A 20,275-nucleotide genomic window follows, 5' to 3' on the forward strand; every position below is an offset into this window, starting at 1 on the left:
GTGGTCACCGTGCACTGCCAACTGCCGTCGTCGTGGACGCGCCAATGCGCGACGATGCCACCGGCCGAGCAGTTCCCGCCGACCCGCCTGGCCGGCCACGGGGGCGCGAATTCCTGGTCCTGGTCGGTCCCGGCGATCGGGAGACCGTTGGCGTCGGATCCCATCGGATTCACCGAAGGGTTGTCGTCACCACCCTGGTCGGCGCGCATCACCAGGCCGAGCGCGACCACCAGCGCGAGGATCGCGGCGAGTACCGCCGCGATCGCGATCATCCGAGTACTGCTGCCGGTCCGTGTTTGTGGACCCTCGCTGCTCTCTGCCATCGCACCGCCTTTGCCGCGGACCAGGTCTCCCCTCGTTCGGTCACGCTACCGCACGGTTGCTCGCAGATCGCTCCGGTCGACGGAACAACCACTGGCCAGGGCAGATACCTATATCCGATGGTTGCCGGATGTTTACTTGATCGCGACCCGCACCTTCACCGCATCGGCGTCGGTGTTGTGCAGAGCCTGCGCGATCAGTGCGCTCAGATCGAGCTGCGGAGCGGCCGCGGTCACCGATTCGGTGAGCGGGCGCAGTCCGGGCAGCAGGGCGGAGAGCTCGGGGCCGAGCTCGTTCAGCTTGGCGCTGAGCTGCTCGAGCAACGGCACCAGCCCACCCTCGCGCAGGTGCATCTGCGGATCGCCCTCGGTGGCCCGGCCGACCGATTCGACGAACTGGTCGATCACCTGGCTCAACCGGATGAAGGCGGGCGCGGCGGCCGAGGTGGCCGGTCCGGCCCAGCCGATGTCGCCGGAAACGTACTCGAAGTTGTTCTGCAACTCGCCGATCGCCGGTGCGCGGCTCATGAGTGCCGCGGCGAGCAGGTCGCCCGCCCTTGCCAGCTCGGGGACGACATTCTCGGTGCCGACCATCGCTGTGCCGAGGGTGTCGACCAGGGAGCCGACGACCGCGGGATCGAGCTGCTCGACGGTCTTGGTGACCAGCCGCGCGACCTCGGGGATCGACATCGGAGTGCGCACGTTCTCCCCGGACAGTCGCTGCCCGTCGGTGAGATAGGGACCGTTCGCGTCACGCGGCACGAACTGCACGTACGGCTCACCGAGGGAGGAGAGGTGCTCGATGGTGACGACGCTGCTCATCGGCACCTTGTGGTCGGCGCCGAACCGGAAGCCGACCTGCACCCGACCGCTCGCCGAGGTGTCGACGCCGGTGACCTCACCGATCTCGATACCGGTCAGCAGGATCGGCGAACCGACACTGAGGCCACCGGAATTCGCGATCTCGATCGAGGCCGCGGTGTAGTCGGCGAACGGGTCGACGCGCACCACCCCGAAGGTCAGGTAGCTCGCGCCGAGCACGGTGATGGCGGCGATGCCGCCGAGGGAGGCCAGTGCACCGATCTTCATCGCACCATTCCGATCATCCGCAGCGCGGTGACGATCTGCGCCACCTGGTCTTCCTCGGACACCTGGACGCCGGTGACGTTCACCTTCGGGCCGTTCTCGACGAAGGGAATGATCTTGTCGCGCAACAGCGCGGTGAGCAGCCCCATGTTCGTCGAGGAGCGCAGGTCGGCCGAACCGCCGGTGGCCAGCGGCAGGAACGCGGTCGCGGCGGCGTCACCGGAGCTCGCGATCGGGGCCAGCCAGGTGAGCGAGGAACCCACCGGGCCGAGCGCGTCGAAGATCTTCATCGTCTTGGCGATCGAATCCTGGGTGCCCGTCAGCGAGGCGACAGCCTCGGGCGTGAGATGCTGGTCAGCGCTTCCTCGGTGTCGTCGTGCAGGATCGCCGCATTGCGGCTCAGCCCGTTGACCAGCAGGTCGACCTGGTCGAGATGGGCTGCCAGGTCGGCGGCGTCGGCGCCCATCACCGCCGAGATGCGCGCGGTTTCCTTGGGATCGGGTGGCATCACCGAGTTGATCCGGCCGAGCATCTCCTGCAGCTGACCGATCGCACCGCCCTGCACGAACAGAGCCATGGTGGCCATCGTGTCTTCCAGTTGCACAGGCGGTTTCGTGCGCTCGATCGGGATGGTGCCCCCGTCGCGCAGCAGGTCGCCGAAGCCGTCCTTCGGAGTGGTGAGCGAGAGATGGATGTCGCCGAGGATGGTGTCCTGGCGCAGTTCGGCGATGGACTTCGCCGGCAACTGCACGGTGTCGAGGATGTCGGCCTCGACGATGACGTAACCGCCACGGCCCGCGGGCGCGTCGGCGGGCTGGACCACCCGCACACCGTCGACGATGCCGATCTCGGCGCCGTTGGCGATCACCTTCGACTTCGCGGGCAGGTTCAGCGCGCTGCTGAACTCGATCTGCACACGGTAGGTCGAACCGCTGACGGTCGAGCCGGGGACGGGTACTTCGGCGGGGTCGAAACCGCAGCCACCCACCGCGAGTCCGGCCGCGACGACGAGTGCGACCACACTGCGGCGCAACATCTTTCGGGTGTTCATCGAGCACCTGCCATTCCCAGCACAACCTGCACGAGATTCACATCGGCCAGTCCCTGCGCCGGGTCGGGGCACTGCCCCGGAATCAACTCGTTCACCGCGCCGCACACCTGGTCTGCGTCACCGACGGGCAAGGCGACCTTCGGCGGCGCGTAGGTGATCGCGGTGCCGCCCGCGGGATCGGTGGCGCTGCGGAAGGCGGAGGCGAGCGCGGGCATCTTCGCCACGATCTCGCTGAGCGATCCGACGTTGGCGCGCAACAACTTCACCAGCGGGACCACGTCGTCGAGCGCGCCGATCAACGGATCACCGAGAATGACGGCGACATCGTTGAGTATCGGCAACAGCTCGCCGAGACCGTCGAACAGCGAGGTGGCCGGGCCGAGCAGGTCGTCGGAGGCCATGTTGAGCAGCGGGGCCAGCCGGACCAGCATCGTCTGCAGGTCGCCCCAGTTCGCGGAGACCCGGTTCGAGACCGAGGCGAACGCGTCGAAAAGACTGGCGAGATGGCCGATGTCGGCGTCGGGCTTGTTCATCGCCGAACCGAGCTTGTGGATGAGTTCGTTGACCGTCGGGCCGGTGCCCTCGGTGGCGCGGTTGAGCGAGGACAGGCCGTCCGACAGCGCACTCGGCGCACCCGCGGCACCGCCGGAGAGTTCGTCGGACAGGCTGGCCAGCGCCGTGAGCGTTTCGGTGATGCTCTTGGGTGTCAGCGTTTTGGTGATGCAGCCGCCCGCGAGCGGCGGCGCGGTCTTGCCGGTGGTGAGCACCGCCAGATTGCGGTCCGCCGCCACCGAATACGCGACGGTGGTGGCGGAAGCGTCGGAGTTGACATCGAATTCGGCGTCGACCTCGAACTCGACACGGACCTTGGCGCCCTCGTTGCGCACCGCGGTCACCTCGCCGACATCCATGCCGCGCATGGTGACGTGGTTACCCGGGTAGAGGCCGATCGCGTCGGGCATGAGCGCGCAATAGGATTCGGTCTTCTTCAGCGGATCGAAGGCGACGAAGTAGCCGCCCGCGACCAGCGCCACGAGCACCGCGACGCCGGCGATCGACATGAACGCCTGGGATCCGAGTAGTCGTTTCAGCATCAGCACGCCTTCCCGGGCAGCGGTACGCACACGCGGGCGCTCGACTGGTCGACGACCACACCGGCCTCGGGGGTCGTCAGCTGCGACAACCTGGTCTGCAGCGCACCGACTGTGCCGATGACGGGCTCGAGCTGACTGCTGAGTTCCCCGAGCCGCGGCAACGCGTCGGCCAGCGCCTGCACCTGCGGCTTCAGGGTGGAGTCCCAGGTCGGGGCCAGTCCCGCGAGGCGATTCACCACCGAGGTGAGCAACCGAACCGCTTCGGCCATTTCGGCCCGCTTGCTCAGCAGCACGTCTTCGAGCATGTTGACGTTGTCCATCAGCCTGCCCAGATCCGCCTTGGCGCCGTCGTACATGGTGATGTACTCGTCGACGACCGCGATCGACTTCGACACCTGACTGCGCTGACGGTCGAGCATGTCGACGTACTTGCCGACGGTGTCGAGCGTGGTGCGCAGCGCTTCCGGCGAGGTCGCGATCGCGGAGTTCGCGGCGGCCAGGTTGTTGCGCACGGTGTCGCCGTCGACGGCGGCCAACGGCGCGGTCGCGTCCTGGAAGGTCTCGATCAGGCTGTAGGGCAGGCGGATTCGATCAGTGGGAATCGCCTTGTCCCCCAGCGGCTTCGAGCCCGCGGGGTAGAGCGCCACGTAGTGACCGCCGACCACGGTGAGCATGCGAACATCCAGGGACGTCTGATCACCCACGAAGACATCGTTTTTCACGGTGAACCGCATGAGCACCTTGTCGGGCTTCAGTTCCAGCGAGGTGACGCTGCCCACCGAGATGCCGGCCAGGCGCACGTCGTCGCCCTCGCGCACCGACTGCGCTTCGCTGAGCTCGGCGGTGTAGGTGTGCTTGCCCAGCGGCACCACGTACACCACGCCCGCGGCGATGATGAACAGCACGACCAGGCTCAGGCCGATGATCCCCATCCGCAGTTCCCGTGCGAGTTTGCCCGCTTCATCGGGGATCGGGCGATCGCCGCCGAACAGCGCGGCGAGCTTCTTCAGCGGTTGCATACGGTGACCTTCTGTCCGGCGATCAGCACCTGCAGCGGCGCGGGCACCTCGGCGGCGCCGTTGCTGCAGTGCGGCGTGAAGTCGGCGAAACCGCGCGCGAGCGAGGCGTCGACCGTGGCCAGCAGACCGGGGAGCTTGCCGAACACCTCGACGGCTTCCTGTGGATCCGGGAACAGCGCGCGAATCATCGCGTCGACATCGGCGCCGCCGCCCTCGACCAGGCCCAGCGAGGCGAGCAACCGGTCCACCGGCGCCAGCACCGAAGGCGCGGTCATCGCGAACTGCGCGACACCGCCGATATTGCGCTGCATCGCCTCGAAGATGTCGGTGAGCCGGGCCAGCAGCGGCACCAGGTGCCCGACCTTGCCGCCGTGACGCTCGGACAGCTCCGACAGGTTGTGGATCAGGGTGCTGATCACCTGCTGACGGTCATCGGCATAGCTCGCGAGCTGATCGATCGCGGTGAGCGCGGGGCCCAGGCCCGTGCCGTCGCCCTCGATCACGGCGAGCATGCTGGCGGTGAACTGGTTGATCGCTTCGGGCGACAGCGTGGCGAGCACCGGCTTGAGGCCGCTGAACAGACTCGTCACGTCGAACGACGGGACGGTCATGTTGGCGCCGATCCGCGCCCCTGCCGCGATGGTCTTGCCCGGGTTCGGCGCCTGCTGCAGGTCGATATAGCGCTGGCCGGTGAGGTTCTGGTAGCGGATGGCCAGCTTGGAATTGTCGTAGATCGGAGTGTCGGTCTTGACCGTGATCGCGACCTTGGCCTTGTCGCCTTCGAGGCTGATCTTCTCGATCTTGCCCACCTGCACGCCGAACATCCGCACGTCGTTGCCGACCTTGAGGCCGTTGGCGTCGGTGAACAGTGCGTCATGGGCGTTGGTGTCGCCGTCGACGGGGCGCTTGATCAGGGTGAACACCATGCCGAGGATGGCGATCATCACCAGGCTGAAAACGCCGAGGCGCAGTGCGGTTCCGCGAATCTTCATCGCCCACCGGCCTTTCCGAACAGCGGCACCGCGATGCCGGGGACACCGCTGAGCTCGACGTCGAGATTCAGGACAGGGCCGTTCGGGCCGTCGGGCATCGCGCCGCGCAGGTTCTGCAGCAGCGCGGTGAGATCGGCACCGGTCCGGCGCGGGTTCGGCGACATCTGCGCCAGCGCGAGCAGCATCGGCGCGAGCATGTCCGTGGTCTCGGCGAAGTGCCCGCCCGCGGTGCTCAGGGTGGTGCTCAGCGCGGGCAGGATGCCGCCGCCGATCACCCCGACGCCGATGTCGTAGCGCTCCTTGTCGACCTGGGTCACTCGGATGTCGCTGAGCTGGTCGATCACCTTCATAGTGGCGCCCGCGAACTCACCGCCGCCGTCGAAGGCGGGGCCGAGCTTGCCGAACAGCTCCGAGGGCATCACGTCCTGGTTGTCGGCGATGGTCTTGGAGACCGTGATCAGCGCCTGGACCAGCGGAGTGAAGGCCTTGAAGTCGGCGGCCAGCTGGGAGATGACGGTGGCCATCTGGGGGCTGGTCACGGTCATACCGACCTGCGAGAGGCTGCGCAGGATGGCGCTCATCGTCGCGTCGTAGACCCGGTCGTTGTTCGTGCCGGTGAGGTCGAGAACCGCGCCCTCGCGCAGCGGCGAACCGCCCGCGCCACGGCGCAATTCGATCTCGGCGATGCCGAACAGGTTGGTCGGGGCGTAGTCGATCGCGAGGCTGTCGTCGATGCCGACCAGTCGCTCGGTGTCGAGCAGCAGCGCGATCTGCTGGGTGCCGCGCGCGCCGGGGGTCACCTCGGCGACCTCGCCGACCGTCACGCCGTCGACGCGAACCTGGCTGCCCGCGCTGATGCCGTCACCGAGGTGTTCGGTGTGCAACGCGATGCGCAGACCGTCTTCGGTCCGCAGATTCGAGTAGGTGACGTAGGCCAGTGCGATCGCCGCGATCACCGACAGGATGATCACCCCGGTCAGCCGCGACGTGCGCCGATCGGCCGCGACGCCGGGCATTCCATAGTTAGGCATCTAGTTCACCCCGTAAAACTGATCGCCGAGTTGAAGCCCCAGAGCATGATCGTGAGGACCATGTCGATGGCGATGATGGCCACCGAGCTGGCGCGCACCGCGCGACCGGAGGCGATGCCGACCCCCTCGGGGCCGCCGGTGGCGAAGAACCCGAAGTAGGCGTGCACCAGGATCACCACCGTGCCGAACACGGCCACCTTGATCACCGCGGCGATCATGTCGAAGCCGGAGATGAACTGGAAGAAGTAGTGGTCGTACACACCGGCCGACTGCCCGTAGACCATCGTGAGCAGTCCGCGGCAGGCGCCGTAGGCCAGGATCAGCGCGATCAGGAAGGTCGGCACGATGGCGACGGCGCCGGCGATCACCCGGGTGGTGACGACGTAGGGCACCGAACGCAGACCGAGCGCCTCGATCGCGTCGATCTCCTCGGAGATGCGCATCGCGCCGATCTCGGCGGTGATCCGGCACCCCGCCTGGGCGGCGAAGCCGATGGCCGCCGCGATCGGGGCCAGCTCACGGGTGGTCGCGTAGGCCGAGATCACGCCGGTGACCGGGCCCATGCCGAGCATGTCGAGTGAGGCGAACGATTCGACGCCCACCGAGGCGCCCATCACCAGGCCGAGCACGATCATCATCGGAACGGTGCCGCCACCGACGATGATCGACCCGCGTCCCCAGGTCATATCGGTGACCGCGCGCAGCGTTTCGTCCCGGTAGCGGCGCAGCGTCAGTGGCACCGAGGACAGCACCTGCCAGACGAACACCGCGACGAAGCCGAGCGATTCACCGGCGGTGACGATCCGCTTGCCGATGCGAGCGGGCTTGCGCAGCCAGTGCAGCGAGGTGGGGATGTACGACGAGGCAGCCATCACGCCAACTTCGTCGGCAGGAACATGGCACTGATCTGGCTGGCCAGCAGGTTCACGATCGCGATCGAGACCACCGAGAGCACCACCGCCGCGTTCACCGCGTCGGCCACACCGCGCGGTCCGCCCTTGGCCTCCAGTCCGCGCTGGCAGGAGATGATCACGACCAGGAAGCCGAAGATCAGCGCCTTGAGCAGCGAGACCCACACGTCACCGGCGGTCGCGAACGAACCGAACGTCGACCAGTAGCTACCCGGGGTCACGCCCTGACCGCCGACGGCGACCGCGTACCCGGCCAGCACGCCGACGAAGATGATCAGCACATTGAGCATCGGGGCGACGAGCAGCATGGCCGCCAGGCGCGGGATGACGAGCCGGTGCACCGGGTTGATGCCCATGGTGTTGAGCGCGTCGATCTCCTCGCGGATGGTGCGCGCGCCGAGGTCGGCCGCGATCGCCGCCGCGCCCGCGCCACCGAGCAGGAAGCCGGTGGCGATGGGCGCGCCCTGCTTGATCACGCCGAGGCCGCCGGTGGCGCCGAGCATGGAGTCGGCGCCGAGGCTGTGGATCAGGTTGCCGACCTGGACCGAGACGATCACGCCGAACGGGATCGCCATCAGGATCGCGGGAATGGCGGTGACCGTGATCAGGCGCCAGGCCTGCACGAGGGTCTCCCGCCACTGGAACTGCCTGCGGGCGATGTCGGAGAACGAGCCGCCGACCGATTGCTGTGCGAGATCTACCGCACGCCCGAAGGTCCGCAGCGACGACACGACGGTGTCGGTGAAGTTCTTGCGGACGATCTGGGTAGCGGAATCCGGCTTCGCGGAGTGCAGATCGGTAGACATCAGGGATGCCTCCGGGCCGCTCGTGAAGCACGGGGCTTGGTGATTTTCATACCGCACTCTCTGGCTTCGGCGTCGGTGCCAACTCCAGCAAGCTAACCGGTACTCTGCGTCACAACAAAATTTCCAGTGGGTGACCCTCGTCGCTTTTCCGCGGTTTCCATGACAGGTCGACCTGCCCTGTGATCCGCAACACCCCAGCTACGGACTTGCGGCCAGGAACACAAACGCCGCGAACAACCCCAGGTGAACACCACTGTGCAGCAGGGTCGCGCGGCCGGGAACGATCGTCAGCGTGCTCACCACGACGGTCAGCGCGAGCAGCACCATCTGCGTGGCACCCAGACCCAGCACCAGCGGCCCGCTCAACCAGATGGTCGCGATCGCGATCACCGGGATGGTCAGACCGATACTGGCCATCGCCGAGCCGAGTGCCAGGTTCAAACCGATCTGCACCTGATTGCGGCGCGCGGAGTTCACCGCGGCGATCGTCTCGGGCAACAGCACCAGCATCGCGATCACCACACCCACCGCCGACTGCGGCAATCCGGCCGAGGCCACCGCCGATTCGAGCGCGGGCGAGACCACCTTGGCCAGGCCGACCACGCACACCAGGGCGAGTACCAGCATCCCGAGGCTGATCAACGCGACCTTGTTGGACGGCGCGTGGCTGTGGGTGTCACTGTCGTCGACCGCGCCGCCGTCCTCCACCGGCAGGAAGTCGTCGGGGTGACGCACCGTCTGCACCATCACGAACAGCCCGTAGAGCGCCAGCGAGGCGACCGCGGCGAAGGCGAGCTGCGCGGGCGAGAACTCCGGGCCCGGCGCGCTGGTGGTGAAGGTCGGCAACACCAGACTCAATGTGGCCAGGGTCGCGACGGTGGCCAGGGCGGCACCGGTACCTTCCGCGTTGAACACCGCCACCCGTCTGCGCAGCGCGCCGACCAGAAGCACCAGGCCGAAGATGCCGTTGCAGGTGATCATCACCGCGGCGAACACGGTGTCGCGAGCGAGCGAGGCCGCCTTGTCGCCGCCGGAGATCATCATCGTGACGATCAGCGCCACCTCGATCACGGTCACCGCCACCGCGAGGACCAGCGAGCCATAGGGTTCGCCCACCCGGTGGGCCACGATCTCCGCGTGATAGACCGCCGAGAGCACCGCGCCGACCAGCGCGACACTCACCAGCGCGACGATCAATCCCGGTACGGAACGCCCCCAGCTGAGTACGAGCACGAGCGCGGCGAGGATGGGCACGTACAGGGTCCATTTAGTCGTCAACGCGGCAATCATGACCCCCATCCTTCCAGCTACGGCCGGGCACACCCGGAATCGTCACCGCACGGATCTCGGCGATGGATTCACTCACACCCCCTCGATGGGGAACAATTCAGCGCGTGCGGACCCAGTTCACCCTCGAGCTCGTCGCTTTGGCCAACGACCTCACCCTGATGTCGCGCGTCGCCCATGACGCGACCGAGCGGGTTACCCAGGCGCTGGCCGGCGCCGACCTCGCGGCCACCTACGAGGTGTTCGCGCTCGACGAGCAGCTACAGCTGATGTTCGCCGCCTGCGAATCCCGCACCATGGCGCTGCTCGCGCTGCAGGCGCCGGTGGCGCGCGATCTGCGTCATGTGGTGACCGCGATTCAGGTGGCCGGTGAGCTGTCGCGGATCGGGCGGCGCACCGAAACCGCTGGGCAGTACGTCTATCGGGCCCATCCGGCCGCGGTCGCGCCCGCACCGGTGATCGCCGAACTCGTGTCGATGGGCACGCTCGCGGCCGGGTGCGTGGCGCGGGTGAGCGCGTCGGTGGCGAGCGGGCGGTTCGCCGCCGGGGGCAGCGCCGATGTCGAGGCGATGGAGACGCTGTGCAAGCAATTGCGCACCGCCCTCACCGAAGCCGACGTGAGCACCGAGGCCGCGATCGATATGGCGTTGCTCGGCAGCCAATTCCAGCGCTGCGTCGACCATGCCGCGCGCATCGCACGCCTGATCCGGTTCCTGGACACCGGCATTCCGCCCGAAACGGGATCACTGCCCGATTGATCGATTGTGATCTCCATCACTATGGGTTTGCACTTCGGCGCCGCCGGTCACCTCCGTCGATAGATGAACGCTATTGAGCCGCAATCAGTTCGCGCTGTGCTGTGCGGAACCTCATAGCGGACAATCACTGACGACACCCGGCGCGGCCGTTAGGTTGTGCCGGTTCATTTTTCGACGGAGCATCTGGGTGGTACGGGCATGAAGTGGTCTTCGATCAGCGGTTCTCCCCTGGGTCGAGCCCTGCTCGCCCTAGCCGCGGCGGCGGTTATCGCCGTGGTGGTCACCCTCGCGAACACGTTCCTGGACAAGGTGAGTCCGACCGCGCCCGGCCCGGGTTCCGCGGGCGCGGCGACGGTGTCGGGCAAGGAAGTCGGCGATCTGGTCGCCACTCTCGTCGTCGCGAAGGAAGGCCCGATGACGGGCTACACGCGCGAGAAGTTCCCGCACTGGGACACCAACAAGCCCGAGCACGGTTTCACCGGCGACCTGGCGCAGTACACGAAATGCACCAGCCGCGAAGTGATGATGCTGCGCGACGCCAACGGCAAGGTCACCCTCGACGCCAAGACCTGCGACCTGAAGGTGGCGGCCGGTGGCGGCTGGCAGGACCACTACGGCTTCATCGACAAGAAGACCGGTGAACTCGGGCCGTACAAGTTCATCACCGATCCGTCCAAGGTCGACGCCGAACACATTGTGGCCCTTGCCGAAGCATGGCGATCGGGCGCGGCCGACCGCGACGAGGACACCCGTCGCCGCATCGCCAACGACTCGATGAACCTGGTCGCCGCCGACCCGTCGGCGAATCGTTCCAAGGGCGATCAGGACCCCGCGAACTACTTGCCGCCCGGCAACTTCCGGTGTGCCTATGTCGAGCACTACGTCAAGGTGAAGGTAAAATACGCCTTGACCGTTGATACCGCCGAGCACACCGCGTTGCGCACCGCAGTCGATGACTGCCTCCGCCGAGGAGAGTTCAAATAAGCGAGCCCATCGAGATCACCGCCGAGAGCGCCGTCATGACCGAAGAGGAAGGGACGGTGTCCGGCGAGCTCGATGTCATGCTCGACGACGCGGGCAAGGGCCTCGTCCGCTATCGCGGCACCGATACCTGGTACACGATCGGCAATATCGAGTGCGAGCCGCCGCGCACCTGGGACTGCGTCGCCGACCTGGTGAAGGCGATCAAGAAGGACGCGGGCACCCGCGACGTCGCGGGAAACACGGTGGTCTTCGAAGCCTGAGGCGCGAGCTGGCAATCTGGTAGCTATGCCGACTGCCTATCGACAACCACCGCCCACCGAGGTCGCCTGGTCCGCGCTGTGCCGCCGGACGCCGCGCGTGGTCGCGCTCATCGCGACCGCGGCGGTGCTGATCACCGCCCTCACCTGGGAGGTCACCAGCGGCATCAGCCGGATGGACACCGCGGTGCTCGACTGGATGATCGCGCACCGCGGCGAGCCGCTCACCAGCATCGCCACGGTGATCACCGACCTCGGCGACACGCTGTCGATGACGATTCTGGCATCGCTCACCGTCGGAATCTTCCTCCTGCGGCGCAACCTGCCGGTCGCCGCCCTGGTCGCCGTCACCTCGCTGGGTGCGGGCGTGCTGGTGTGGGTGATCAAACGGCTGGTCGGCCGCCAGCGGCCGCCCGAGGCGTCGCGGCTGGTCTTCGAGCCCAGCCTGTCCTATCCGTCGGGGCACACGCTCGGCTCCACGGTGGTCGTCGGCATCGTGGCGCTCGTGGTGATCCCGCGGCTGCGCAGGCACTGGGTTCGGGTGATCGCCACGGTGTTCGCTGTCGCCTTTCCCGCCGCCGTCGGGTTGTCGCGCATCTATCTGGGCGTCCACTGGACCACCGATGTGCTCGCGGGCTGGATCATCGGGTTGCTGTGGCTGGTCCTGTGCGTCACCGCGTTCACCCGCGTGCGGCGCGCTCAACCCACCGCGATCACCACCTTGCCGAACGAGGCGCCCGAGCGCAGGTAGTCGTAGGCCTCGGCGGCGGCGTCGAAATCGAATTCGCGGTCGATCACCGGGCGCAGACGATGCTTCGTGATCGCGCGGTTCATCGCTTCGAAACCGGTTCGGCTGCCGACGGCGATGCGCCGGATGGCCAGGTAGGAGGAGCCGAACGGATTGTCCGGCAGCGTTGTTCCCGGCGTGGGCGCCATCGCGCCGATCATCGTCACCGTCGAGTTGTACGCGCCCGCACGCACCGATTGTTCGAGCGTGGGCAGGCCGACCGCGTCGACGATCTGCTCGGCACCGGTCCCGGTCATCTCCATCACCGCGTCACCCCAGTTCCCGGTCACGGTGCGGTCGATCACCGCGTCGGCGCCCAGCGCGCGCAACCGGTCTGCCTTCGCCCGGCTGGAGGTGATCGAGATGACCTCGGCGCCGAGGATTTTCGCGAACTGGATGGCGTACAGCGCCACCGCGCCGCTACCGACGGTGAGCACGCGCGCACCGGGTGCGGGCAGACCCGGTGTGGTGAGCGCCGACCAGGCGACCAGGCCCGCGCAACTCAGGGTCGCCGCCTCCGCGTCGGTGAGATGGGCGGGCACGTGCACGATCGAATCCTCTTCGACGAGCGCGTAGGTGGCGAGAAATCCGTCGTAGTTCGCGCCGTACTGTTCGGCGGCGGTGGCGAGGGTTTGCGGACCGTCGACCCAATGGACGAAGTAACTCGCGGTGATCCGGTCCCCGATTCCCGCGCGGGTCACTCCGGGGCCGAGCGCGATCACCTCGCCGACACCATCGGAGAGCGGGATGATGCCCGCGGTAGCGGGCAGCGGGTAGGTGCCGTCCATCAGCATCAGATCGCGGCGGTTCACCGACGCGGCGCGGACCCGGATCAGGACCTGGTGCGGGCCCGGTTCCGGCCGCTGCTGCGCGGACCGTGTGAGACCACCGTCGAGGTGGTAGGCGACGGCGTGATCAGGGTGGATGTCGTTGTCAGGCATGGGACAACTCTGTCGGTGATGGCGTCACCGCGCGATTCCCCGGAGGGTATGGGCAGGTGCCGGTCGGGATCGGTGCCGCATCGACCGATCGGTTCTGCGAGGTGGCGCCGGAGGATGATTCCCGGCGGGAATGGTGGCGGCCGTCGACGCGGTTCATTCCATTCATGACCGCTGCCCCGCCATCGACCGGATTCGGCCCCCAACTGCGTCACTGGCGCACCCGGCGCCGGGTCAGCCAGCTCGACCTGGCGATCCGGGCCGAGACCAGCCAGCGCTATCTGAGCTTCCTCGAGCAGGGCAGATCGCAACCGGGACGCACGATGGTGGTGCGGCTGGCCGAATCGCTCGAGCTGTCCCTGCGCGACCGCAACACCTTGCTACTGGCCGCGGGGTTCGCACCCGTCTTCCCCGAAAGTGATCTGGCGGCTCCGGAATTGGCGCCCGTTCGTGCGGCGATCACCGCCGTGCTGGACGGGCATCTACCGTATCCGGCGCTGGTCGCTCGCCCGCGCGGCGAACTCGTCACGGCCAATGCCGCCTTCGACCTGTTCACCGAGGACGTGTCCCCGGAACTGCTGGTCGCGCCGATCAACATCCTGCGGTTGGCCCTGCACCCCGACGGCGTCGCCCCGCGCGTACGCAACCTGCCGGACTGGGGCAGGCACATCATGGATTCATTGCGAAACCGCGCCGCCCACACGCCCGATCCAGCCCTCGACCAGCTCATCGCCGAACTGGCGGGCTACCTCCCCGCGCCGTGCCCAGGGCCCGACCACGTCGGCTTCGCCGTCCCCCTGCACCTGCGTACTCCAGACGGCGACCTCCGTCTGATCACGACTCTCACCTCGTTCGCGACCGCCACCGATGTCACCCTCGCCGAACTTCACCTCGAGGCGTTCCTGCCCGCCGACGCGGAGACCGCGCGCATTCTCGCGCTGCGCGCGACCCGTCGCTGATCGCACCGTCGGGCGAGTACCCGGTGCGCCCTCGATCGCCGCAGTGCGACAACCGAGGGCGGCCGGATCAGCCTGCGGCAGTGGCGAGTTCATCCCGGACCGGCGCGTCCCAGTCGATGCGGTATCGACGTTCGGTACCCATCGTCTTCTCCGGGTTCATCACCGTTTTGACCATGAGCGGCATCACCACGTTCATCACCTTGCGGGCGATCGGGCCCGGCGTCTTGCTGTGGTTGATCTTCGCCGCGCGCGCCGCGATCCCCTCCACCCTGGCCCGGCGCAGCTGCTCGTAGACAGCGAAAGCCTCGGTGGGCGAGGCGATATCGCGCAGGCACCGCGCCAGCTGCACGCCGCTCTCGATCGCCAGTGACGCGCCCTGTCCGGAGCTGTTCGACGGAGCGTGCACCGCGTCGCCCACCAGCACCATGCGATCGCGATACCAGTGCGGCACCGGCGGCATGATGTGCAGGGCACCGGTGACCTCGAGGTTCTGCGCCGTGGTGCGGCGCGCGAATTCGGCACCGGGCGAGTCGGCTGCGTAGGTCTCGCGTAGCACCTCGAGCCAGTGTTCGGGAGCGACAGCGCGGGCTTCGGTGAGCGAAAGGTACTGCTTGCTGGGAAGATTCGCGCCCCACGTCACGCGGCCGTCGGCATGCTTCCAGTACAGGTAGTAGGCCCTGGCGCCGAAGGCGAACACCATGGTGTCGTCGGGCAGGTCGAGGTCGCAGTCGACCATGGCGCCGAAGCCGAGCATGCCGGTGTAGTCGGGTCCCGGTGCGGCCGGATCGATCAGACCCCGCACGGTGGACCGGATTCCGTCGGTGCCGACGAGGATGTCGGCGGTGGCGGTGGAGCCGTCGGTGAAGTGCGCGGTGACGCCGTCGGGGTGCTCGTCGACGCTCACCAGCCGCTTGTCGTAGCTGAACGGCACGCCCGCGGCGACCGCGTGATCGTGCAGGGTCCGGTGCAATTCGCCGCGGTCGACGGCCTGCAGCGGGGGCTGGTCGGCCAGCACCGGCATGACGTGTTCGCGGCCGCTGACGCGCAGTCGCATCTGCGCGACCGGCAGGGCGATCTCGCGCACCGCGTCACCGGCGCCGATGATGTCGAGTGCCGCGACACCGTTGGGCGCCAGCGCGAGCCCGGAGCCGATGCCCTCGGAGGGACCGGAGTAGGCCTCGTACACGTGGGCCTGGATGCCTGCCTTGTGCAGGGCGGTGGCGGCGACGGGTCCGGCGATGCCGCCGCCGATGACCAATGCGGAACGGGTGGTGGACATGGGTGATCTCCAGATCTGATGTCGGCGTCACCCAGCTATCCTGTGGTTGCCTCACCTCGTGGCCGGGTGCGCCTGGTTGCGGGACGGTATCTCGGGCTCGGTGGGGTGTTGCCGCACGCCACCGGGTCCGGGGTCTTCGGGGTTGAGCTAGTTGTTCCCCCTCTCACCGAGTTCGGGGATCTGTTCGGTGGGCATGCCGTCGACATGCCACTGCCGCCAGAGTTCGAGGCCTTCGAAGGTGCCCGCGGCCAGTTCGTCACGCAGGGAACGCGCCCAGTTCGCCTCGGCTTCCAGCATCGCCAGGCCGAATTCGGATTCGACGAGGAACAACCGGGGCAGCGTCAGCTCGCCGAGTTCGGCCCTGGTGGTCTCGATGATTCGCTCCAGCGTCGCGATGCGCGTACCGAGCAGGACGATCACCTCATCCGGCGGCAGCACCGCCAGAATCGACAGACCCGCGGTGAAGCGGTGGTGTTCGGGCTCGGGTGCGGCGAGCAGTTCGCGGGTCCAGTCCGCCATCTCGGCGCGACCGGCGTCGGTGATCCGATAGATCACCCGCTCGGGGCGCGCGCCGTCGCGTTCGCTGCCGATGACCTCGAGGAATCCGGCCTTCTCCATGTTCTGCACGACGGTGTAGAGCGAGCCCCATTTGATGTCCATGTCGCGGTCTTTGCCGTGGGCGCGCAGGGTGGCGGCGATCTCGTAGCGGTGCATCGGGCGCTGCACGATCACCGAGAGCACGGCGAGCGCCAGCAGGTTGTTCACTTTGCGCTTGGTCGCCATGACTGCCTCCTTACTCGTCTACGAATATACGTCTACGAGTATTCGGTGGCAAGGTTCGTTCAGTGGAGTGGACAACCGACATCAGACTTTCGATACCTCGCTGCTATCAGCGCCCTGGTCGAGCAGCTTGGCCGCGATCTTCGACAGCGCCTCGTCGAGCAGCGCGCGGTCGACCGGATCCTCGGAATTCCAGTCGTCGAGGCGGTCGCCGAGCCAGCGGCGCCAGCCGGCGCGCAGCTTGTCGACCTCGGCGTCGCCGTCGGCGGTCAGCGACAGGGTGCCCCCGTCGTCGTGCAGCAGACCCGCGTCGACGGCCTGGCGAAAAACCGGCGACAGCACCTCCACCGGCAGCCGGTGCCGGTAGGCGATGGCATACACCGTGGCGGGCACCTCGTCCTTGGAGTACAGGTACACCTGCCCCAGCGCCCACGCCGAGTCCGGGCTCAGCGTGCTGCCCGAAGCGGCGATGAGCTCGGGGATGAGCGGTTTCTCCGCCCTGGCCTTGCGCACCGTCGTGGCGACCGAGCGCTCCAGCTGCACCACCCGGTCGTGCGAATCGGGTACCGAGAAGCCCTCGCCGACGTCGCCCGCGCCGTGGCGAGCGCTGTCGCGCAACCGCACCTGCGGCAGGAACCAGGCGACGACGAAGCCGACCAGCGCCACCGGAACGACCCAGCGGAACACGTAGTCGATCGAACTCGCGTACGCGTCGATGATCGGCTCCGATTGCGCGAGCGGTAACTCGCGCAACAGTTTCGGATTCGCCGCCACCTCCGGTGAGATACCGGGGGCCTGCTGCAATGCCTGCGCCAGCGCGGACTCGATCTTGCTGTTGTACAGCGTGCCGAAGACCGCGGTGCCGAACGCGCTGCCCAGGGTGCGGAAGAAGGTGACCCCCGAGGTGGCGGTGCCCAGATCGGCGTAGGGCACGGTGTTCTGCACGACGATGGTGAGTACCTGCATCGACAGGCCGAGCCCGGCACCCAGGATCAGCATGTACAGCGATTCCAGCCACACGCTGGTGCCGCGGCCCATCGTCGACATCAGGGCGAGGCCGACCGCCATCACCGCCATGCCGACGACCGGGAAGTACCGGTACTGCCCGGTCTTGCCGACGACCTGACCGGAGAAGACCGAGGTGACGAACAGTCCGACCACCAGCGGCAGGGTGCGAACACCGGAGATCGTCGCCGTCGCCCCGTCGACATATTGCAGATAGGCGGGCAGATAGGTCATCGAACCGAGCATCGCGAAACCGACGATGAAACTGAGCACCGACGACACGGTGAACACGCGGCTGCTGAACAACCGCATCGGCAGCATCGGCTCCTTCGCGCGGTTCTCCACCAGCACGAACCCGGTGATCAGCACGGCGGCGAGCACGAACAAACCGATGATCTGCCAAGAGCCCCACGGATATTCGCTACCACCGAACTCGAGCCCGAGGATCAGCGACGACACACCGAGCGCGATCAGGCCGATGCCGAGGTAGTCGATCACCGGCCGGGTGACCGCGCGCAGATGCGGCAGGGTGCGCGCCGCCATCACCACCATGATGATCGCGATCGGCACATTCACGTAGAAACACCAGCGCCAGCTCGCGTGGTCGGTGAACAACCCGCCCAGAGTGGGCCCGACGACGGTGGTCACGCCGAACACCGCGCCGAGGGCGCCCTGATACTTGCCGCGTTCGCGCAGCGGAATGGTGTCGGCGATCAGGGCCATCGAGGTGACCATCAGCCCGCCCGCGCCGACGCCCTGGATTCCGCGCGCCACGATCAGCACACCCATGCCGCCCGCGACGCCGGCCAGCGCCGAGCCTGCGATGAAGATGATGCCGCTGATCTGGAACAGCAGTTTGCGGCCGAACAGGTCGCCGAGCTTGCCCGCGAGCGCGGTCGCGACGGCCTCGGCGAGCAGATACGCGGTCACCACCCAGGCCATGTGCCCGGCGCTGCCGAGGTCGGCGACGATCGAGGGCAGCGCCGCCGACACGATGGTCTGGTCGAGGGCGGCCATGAGCATGCCGAGCACCACCGTCGCGAAGACAATGTTGATCTTCGCCTTACTCATCGGCTCGACGGGCTTGTCCACAGCAACACCATCCGGCATGCCTCAGTATGGGCTTTCAGGCCCTGCACGGGAGGTCAGTGACACGGCAGCAATCGCCACCGATCGCTCAGCGGACGGCGTAGTTTCCCAGGCCGGGTTCGAGCGTGTCGAACGCGATCTCGGCATCACGGGTCAGCGCGGCGGCGATCTCGGCGTTGGATTCGCCTTCCAGGGTGCGGCGCATGATCTCGTTGAACAGCACCCGCTGCACGCCGGCGATCTGGGCCGCGGCGACGCGCGGGGTGATGTCCTCGGGCGCGGCACCCGTCTCGGCGGCGAGTACGTCGGCCAGTGCCAGTTGACGGGCGTCGTGCAAATCGCGCCCGCGCGCAGTCAGCGCGGGACTGTCGGCGATCATCCTGGCGAACGGCTCGCCGCTGAAGCCGATGAGCTGGTCTTGCGCCGCGATGGCCGCCAGGCAAGCGTGACGCAGCGCGGCCAGTGCCGACTGGCCGGGCGCGCGTTCCCGAACGATCGACGCGAGTTGATCGATGTAGATCTCGCCGAGGTCGAGTGCCAGGTCTTCCTTGCGGGGGAAGTAGTTGGTGACCGTCATCTTCGAGACATCGGCGGCCGCGGCCACCTCGGCGATGGTCACCTGGTCGAATCCGCGAGCCAGGAACAGCTCGGTCGCCCGGTCCGAGATCTGTTCCCTGGTCTGCTGCTTCTTCCTGGCCCTGAGGCCCTGCTGCGTCGTCATGCCACCAGCATATCTGAACTCGTCCTAAATTTGTTCTTGACATATTTTTAGGTTCGTTCTAAGTTTATGCCCGTCGCCGCAAGCGACACGATCGAAGGAGGCAGCGCATGCCGCACGGACCCGATATCGCCGCCGAGCCCCTCGACACCCGTTCCACCACCGAAGGAGCAGCCGATATGGCCCGATTCACGACGATGCGAAGTTCACTCGACGACGCGGTCCGCGAGATCATGACCGCGCCGCAACCCCTCCCCCTGCCCGGCCGGCCCCGGGCGGCCCGCGGCGCCGAAGCGTCTTTCCCGACCCCACGGCGACGTGGAACCGGCTCGGCCATTCGCGGCGCGCAGACCCGGTCGACGGCCGTGCGCCGCCCGATCCGGATTCCCGGCAAGTAGTCACTGCGTTCCCCGCGTAACCCGACCGGTGGGGCTGCCTCACCCCACCGGTCACCAGCCCCACATCGAACGGGAGTTCTCTTGACCACCACCGTCACCGCCGATCCCATTCGCGACTACCTGACCGCCATCGGACGCACTCCCCTGCTGACCGCCGAACAGGAATACGCCCTCGGTGCGCGGATCGCCGCGGGCGCGACCGCGCGGGCCGAGATCGATGCGGCCGGTGCCGAACTCACCGCAGCACAACGAGAATTGTTGCGCCGCACCGAACTCGACGGACTGCGCGCGAAAGATCACATGGTGCGGGCGAATCTGCGCCTGGTCGTCTCCATCGCGCGCAGGTTCCCGACCAACACCGGGATGTCGCTGCTCGATCTGATCCAGGAGGGCACGCTGGGGCTGATGCGCGCGGTGGAGAAATTCGACCACGAGCGCGGCCTCAAGCTCTCCACCTACGCGACGTTCTGGATCCGGCAGTCGATCGGGCGCGCGCTCACCGACCAGGGGCGCACGATCCGGCTGCCCTCGAATGTGGCCGATGTCCTGCATCGGGTGATCCGGGTGCGGCGCGAGCTGGCGCATCAACTGGGGCGCGCGGCCACCACCGAGGAACTGGCCGCGGGCGCCGACCTCACCGTCGCGCAGGTAGCGGCGGTGCTGCGGCACGAAGCCGAGCCCGTGTCGCTGCACGCGCCCGTCGGCGAGGACACCGATCTGGGCTCC

General features: G+C 67.6%; 23 protein-coding genes. 7 read left to right on the forward strand and 16 right to left on the reverse strand.

All coding sequences use genetic code 11. The features are described from left to right. From ACFWF3_RS01695 to ACFWF3_RS01745, 11 genes are all read right to left on the reverse strand, one after another. Positions 1–323: hypothetical protein (locus ACFWF3_RS01695; RefSeq protein ID WP_379312039.1), on the reverse strand; the 323-nt coding region annotated here is incomplete at its 3' end. 132 nt (positions 324–455) lie between these two features. Then, positions 456–1,409: an MlaD family protein gene (locus ACFWF3_RS01700; protein ID WP_378996623.1), complete on the reverse strand. Its 954-nt coding sequence runs from the start codon at positions 1,407–1,409 to the stop codon at positions 456–458. Continuing rightward, positions 1,406–1,696, reverse strand: a complete 291-nt coding sequence (locus ACFWF3_RS01705; RefSeq protein ID WP_379312040.1) for a hypothetical protein — start codon at positions 1,694–1,696, stop codon at positions 1,406–1,408. The genes ACFWF3_RS01700 and ACFWF3_RS01705 overlap by 4 nt, the downstream gene beginning before the upstream one ends. 29 nt (positions 1,697–1,725) lie before the next feature. Further along, on the reverse strand, positions 1,726–2,457 hold the full coding sequence (locus tag ACFWF3_RS01710) for an MlaD family protein (RefSeq protein ID WP_379312041.1): 732 nt from the start codon (positions 2,455–2,457) through the stop codon (positions 1,726–1,728). Beyond that, complete coding sequence (locus tag ACFWF3_RS01715; protein ID WP_379312042.1) at positions 2,454–3,551, reverse strand: MlaD family protein; 1,098 nt, start codon at positions 3,549–3,551, stop codon at positions 2,454–2,456. The genes ACFWF3_RS01710 and ACFWF3_RS01715 overlap by 4 nt, the downstream gene beginning before the upstream one ends. After that, positions 3,551–4,570 (reverse strand): MlaD family protein, encoded by a 1,020-nt coding sequence (locus ACFWF3_RS01720; RefSeq protein ID WP_379312043.1) that lies wholly within the window; start codon positions 4,568–4,570, stop codon positions 3,551–3,553. Before ACFWF3_RS01720 ends, ACFWF3_RS01715 begins: the two co-directional genes overlap by 1 nt. Continuing rightward, a complete protein-coding gene (locus ACFWF3_RS01725) occupies positions 4,558–5,562 on the reverse strand; it encodes an MlaD family protein (protein WP_379312044.1) in 1,005 nt (334 codons plus the stop codon). The genes ACFWF3_RS01720 and ACFWF3_RS01725 overlap by 13 nt, the downstream gene beginning before the upstream one ends. Beyond that, entirely contained in the window at positions 5,559–6,593 is a 1,035-nt protein-coding gene (locus ACFWF3_RS01730; protein WP_379312045.1) for an MlaD family protein, read from the reverse strand. Before ACFWF3_RS01730 ends, ACFWF3_RS01725 begins: the two co-directional genes overlap by 4 nt. Before the next feature lie 5 nt (positions 6,594–6,598). Further along, positions 6,599–7,465: an MlaE family ABC transporter permease gene (locus ACFWF3_RS01735; protein ID WP_379312046.1), complete on the reverse strand. Its 867-nt coding sequence runs from the start codon at positions 7,463–7,465 to the stop codon at positions 6,599–6,601. Next, positions 7,465–8,310 carry an MlaE family ABC transporter permease gene (locus tag ACFWF3_RS01740; RefSeq protein ID WP_378996636.1) on the reverse strand — a complete coding sequence of 282 codons (846 nt, stop codon included), beginning with the start codon at positions 8,308–8,310 and terminating at the stop codon, positions 7,465–7,467. The genes ACFWF3_RS01735 and ACFWF3_RS01740 overlap by 1 nt, the downstream gene beginning before the upstream one ends. Positions 8,311–8,508: 198 nt before the next feature. Further along, the gene (locus ACFWF3_RS01745) at positions 8,509–9,600 is read right to left on the reverse strand and encodes a calcium:proton antiporter (RefSeq protein WP_379312047.1); all 1,092 of its coding nucleotides are present in this window, start codon (positions 9,598–9,600) and stop codon (positions 8,509–8,511) included. Between the two features lie 104 nt (positions 9,601–9,704). On the opposite strand from ACFWF3_RS01745, the gene ACFWF3_RS01750 reads away from it, so the two are divergent. The 4 genes from ACFWF3_RS01750 to ACFWF3_RS01765 all read left to right on the forward strand — a co-directional run bounded on the left by ACFWF3_RS01750 (position 9,705) and on the right by ACFWF3_RS01765 (position 12,347). Beyond that, a complete protein-coding gene (locus tag ACFWF3_RS01750; RefSeq protein WP_378996639.1) occupies positions 9,705–10,355 on the forward strand; it encodes a phosphate uptake regulator PhoU in 651 nt (216 codons plus the stop codon). Positions 10,356–10,553: 198 nt separating this feature from the next. Beyond that, complete coding sequence (locus tag ACFWF3_RS01755; protein ID WP_378996641.1) at positions 10,554–11,339, forward strand: HNH endonuclease family protein; 786 nt, start codon at positions 10,554–10,556, stop codon at positions 11,337–11,339. Positions 11,340–11,374: 35 nt separating this feature from the next. Continuing rightward, positions 11,375–11,599 (forward strand): hypothetical protein, encoded by a 225-nt coding sequence (locus tag ACFWF3_RS01760; RefSeq protein WP_378996643.1) that lies wholly within the window; start codon positions 11,375–11,377, stop codon positions 11,597–11,599. 25 nt (positions 11,600–11,624) lie between these two features. Next, positions 11,625–12,347, forward strand: coding sequence for a phosphatase PAP2 family protein (locus ACFWF3_RS01765; RefSeq protein ID WP_378996645.1), 723 nt, complete (start codon positions 11,625–11,627; stop codon positions 12,345–12,347). Here ACFWF3_RS01765 and ACFWF3_RS01770 read toward each other — a convergent pair. Continuing rightward, entirely contained in the window at positions 12,296–13,324 is a 1,029-nt protein-coding gene (locus tag ACFWF3_RS01770) for an NAD(P)-dependent alcohol dehydrogenase (protein ID WP_379312048.1), read from the reverse strand. The genes ACFWF3_RS01765 and ACFWF3_RS01770 overlap by 52 nt on opposite strands. 164 nt (positions 13,325–13,488) lie before the next feature. Here ACFWF3_RS01770 and ACFWF3_RS01775 point away from each other — a divergent pair, with 164 nt between their 5' ends. Next, positions 13,489–14,280, forward strand: coding sequence for a helix-turn-helix domain-containing protein (locus ACFWF3_RS01775; RefSeq protein ID WP_379312049.1), 792 nt, complete (start codon positions 13,489–13,491; stop codon positions 14,278–14,280). Positions 14,281–14,347: 67 nt separating this feature from the next. Here ACFWF3_RS01775 and ACFWF3_RS01780 read toward each other — a convergent pair whose 3' ends face one another. From ACFWF3_RS01780 to ACFWF3_RS01795, 4 genes are all read right to left on the reverse strand, one after another. Continuing rightward, positions 14,348–15,559 (reverse strand): FAD-dependent oxidoreductase, encoded by a 1,212-nt coding sequence (locus ACFWF3_RS01780; RefSeq protein ID WP_379312050.1) that lies wholly within the window; start codon positions 15,557–15,559, stop codon positions 14,348–14,350. 147 nt (positions 15,560–15,706) lie between these two features. Continuing rightward, the gene (locus tag ACFWF3_RS01785) at positions 15,707–16,342 is read right to left on the reverse strand and encodes a PadR family transcriptional regulator (RefSeq protein ID WP_378996653.1); all 636 of its coding nucleotides are present in this window, start codon (positions 16,340–16,342) and stop codon (positions 15,707–15,709) included. Positions 16,343–16,423: 81 nt separating this feature from the next. Beyond that, positions 16,424–18,415 carry an MDR family MFS transporter gene (locus ACFWF3_RS01790; RefSeq protein WP_379312053.1) on the reverse strand — a complete coding sequence of 664 codons (1,992 nt, stop codon included), beginning with the start codon at positions 18,413–18,415 and terminating at the stop codon, positions 16,424–16,426. A gap of 106 nt (positions 18,416–18,521) precedes the next feature. Continuing rightward, positions 18,522–19,154: a TetR/AcrR family transcriptional regulator gene (locus ACFWF3_RS01795; protein ID WP_378996655.1), complete on the reverse strand. Its 633-nt coding sequence runs from the start codon at positions 19,152–19,154 to the stop codon at positions 18,522–18,524. Positions 19,155–19,261: 107 nt separating this feature from the next. On the opposite strand from ACFWF3_RS01795, the gene ACFWF3_RS01800 reads away from it, so the two are divergent. Together ACFWF3_RS01800 and ACFWF3_RS01805 are read left to right on the forward strand one after the other, a co-directional pair. After that, a complete protein-coding gene (locus ACFWF3_RS01800; RefSeq protein ID WP_379312051.1) occupies positions 19,262–19,549 on the forward strand; it encodes a hypothetical protein in 288 nt (95 codons plus the stop codon). Between the two features lie 81 nt (positions 19,550–19,630). Further along, positions 19,631–20,275: sigma-70 family RNA polymerase sigma factor (locus tag ACFWF3_RS01805; RefSeq protein WP_379312052.1), on the forward strand; the 645-nt coding region annotated here is incomplete at its 3' end.

It is taken from the genome of Nocardia sp. NPDC060220, from assembly GCF_042727815.1.
Classification (GTDB): Bacteria; Actinomycetota; Actinomycetes; order Mycobacteriales; family Mycobacteriaceae; genus Nocardia.

Coding starts and splice junctions, on each gene's coding strand:
- ACFWF3_RS01705 (WP_379312040.1), bottom strand. CDS start 1,696: ATGAAGATCTTCGACGCGCTCGGCCCGGTGGGTTCCTCGCTCACCTGG.
- ACFWF3_RS01720 (WP_379312043.1), bottom strand. CDS start 4,570: ATGCAACCGCTGAAGAAGCTCGCCGCGCTGTTCGGCGGCGATCGCCCG.
- ACFWF3_RS01800 (WP_379312051.1), top strand. CDS start 19,262: ATGCCGCACGGACCCGATATCGCCGCCGAGCCCCTCGACACCCGTTCC.
- ACFWF3_RS01735 (WP_379312046.1), bottom strand. CDS start 7,465: ATGGCTGCCTCGTCGTACATCCCCACCTCGCTGCACTGGCTGCGCAAG.
- ACFWF3_RS01715 (WP_379312042.1), bottom strand. CDS start 3,551: ATGCTGAAACGACTACTCGGATCCCAGGCGTTCATGTCGATCGCCGGC.
- ACFWF3_RS01765 (WP_378996645.1), top strand. CDS start 11,625: ATGCCGACTGCCTATCGACAACCACCGCCCACCGAGGTCGCCTGGTCC.
- ACFWF3_RS01745 (WP_379312047.1), bottom strand. CDS start 9,600: ATGATTGCCGCGTTGACGACTAAATGGACCCTGTACGTGCCCATCCTC.
- ACFWF3_RS01790 (WP_379312053.1), bottom strand. CDS start 18,415: ATGAGTAAGGCGAAGATCAACATTGTCTTCGCGACGGTGGTGCTCGGC.
- ACFWF3_RS01700 (WP_378996623.1), bottom strand. CDS start 1,409: ATGAAGATCGGTGCACTGGCCTCCCTCGGCGGCATCGCCGCCATCACC.
- ACFWF3_RS01785 (WP_378996653.1), bottom strand. CDS start 16,342: ATGGCGACCAAGCGCAAAGTGAACAACCTGCTGGCGCTCGCCGTGCTC.
- ACFWF3_RS01755 (WP_378996641.1), top strand. CDS start 10,554: ATGAAGTGGTCTTCGATCAGCGGTTCTCCCCTGGGTCGAGCCCTGCTC.
- ACFWF3_RS01740 (WP_378996636.1), bottom strand. CDS start 8,310: ATGTCTACCGATCTGCACTCCGCGAAGCCGGATTCCGCTACCCAGATC.
- ACFWF3_RS01710 (WP_379312041.1), bottom strand. CDS start 2,457: ATGAACACCCGAAAGATGTTGCGCCGCAGTGTGGTCGCACTCGTCGTC.
- ACFWF3_RS01795 (WP_378996655.1), bottom strand. CDS start 19,154: ATGACGACGCAGCAGGGCCTCAGGGCCAGGAAGAAGCAGCAGACCAGG.
- ACFWF3_RS01730 (WP_379312045.1), bottom strand. CDS start 6,593: ATGCCTAACTATGGAATGCCCGGCGTCGCGGCCGATCGGCGCACGTCG.
- ACFWF3_RS01775 (WP_379312049.1), top strand. CDS start 13,489: ATGACCGCTGCCCCGCCATCGACCGGATTCGGCCCCCAACTGCGTCAC.
- ACFWF3_RS01760 (WP_378996643.1), top strand. CDS start 11,375: ATGACCGAAGAGGAAGGGACGGTGTCCGGCGAGCTCGATGTCATGCTC.
- ACFWF3_RS01725 (WP_379312044.1), bottom strand. CDS start 5,562: ATGAAGATTCGCGGAACCGCACTGCGCCTCGGCGTTTTCAGCCTGGTG.
- ACFWF3_RS01780 (WP_379312050.1), bottom strand. CDS start 15,559: ATGTCCACCACCCGTTCCGCATTGGTCATCGGCGGCGGCATCGCCGGA.
- ACFWF3_RS01770 (WP_379312048.1), bottom strand. CDS start 13,324: ATGCCTGACAACGACATCCACCCTGATCACGCCGTCGCCTACCACCTC.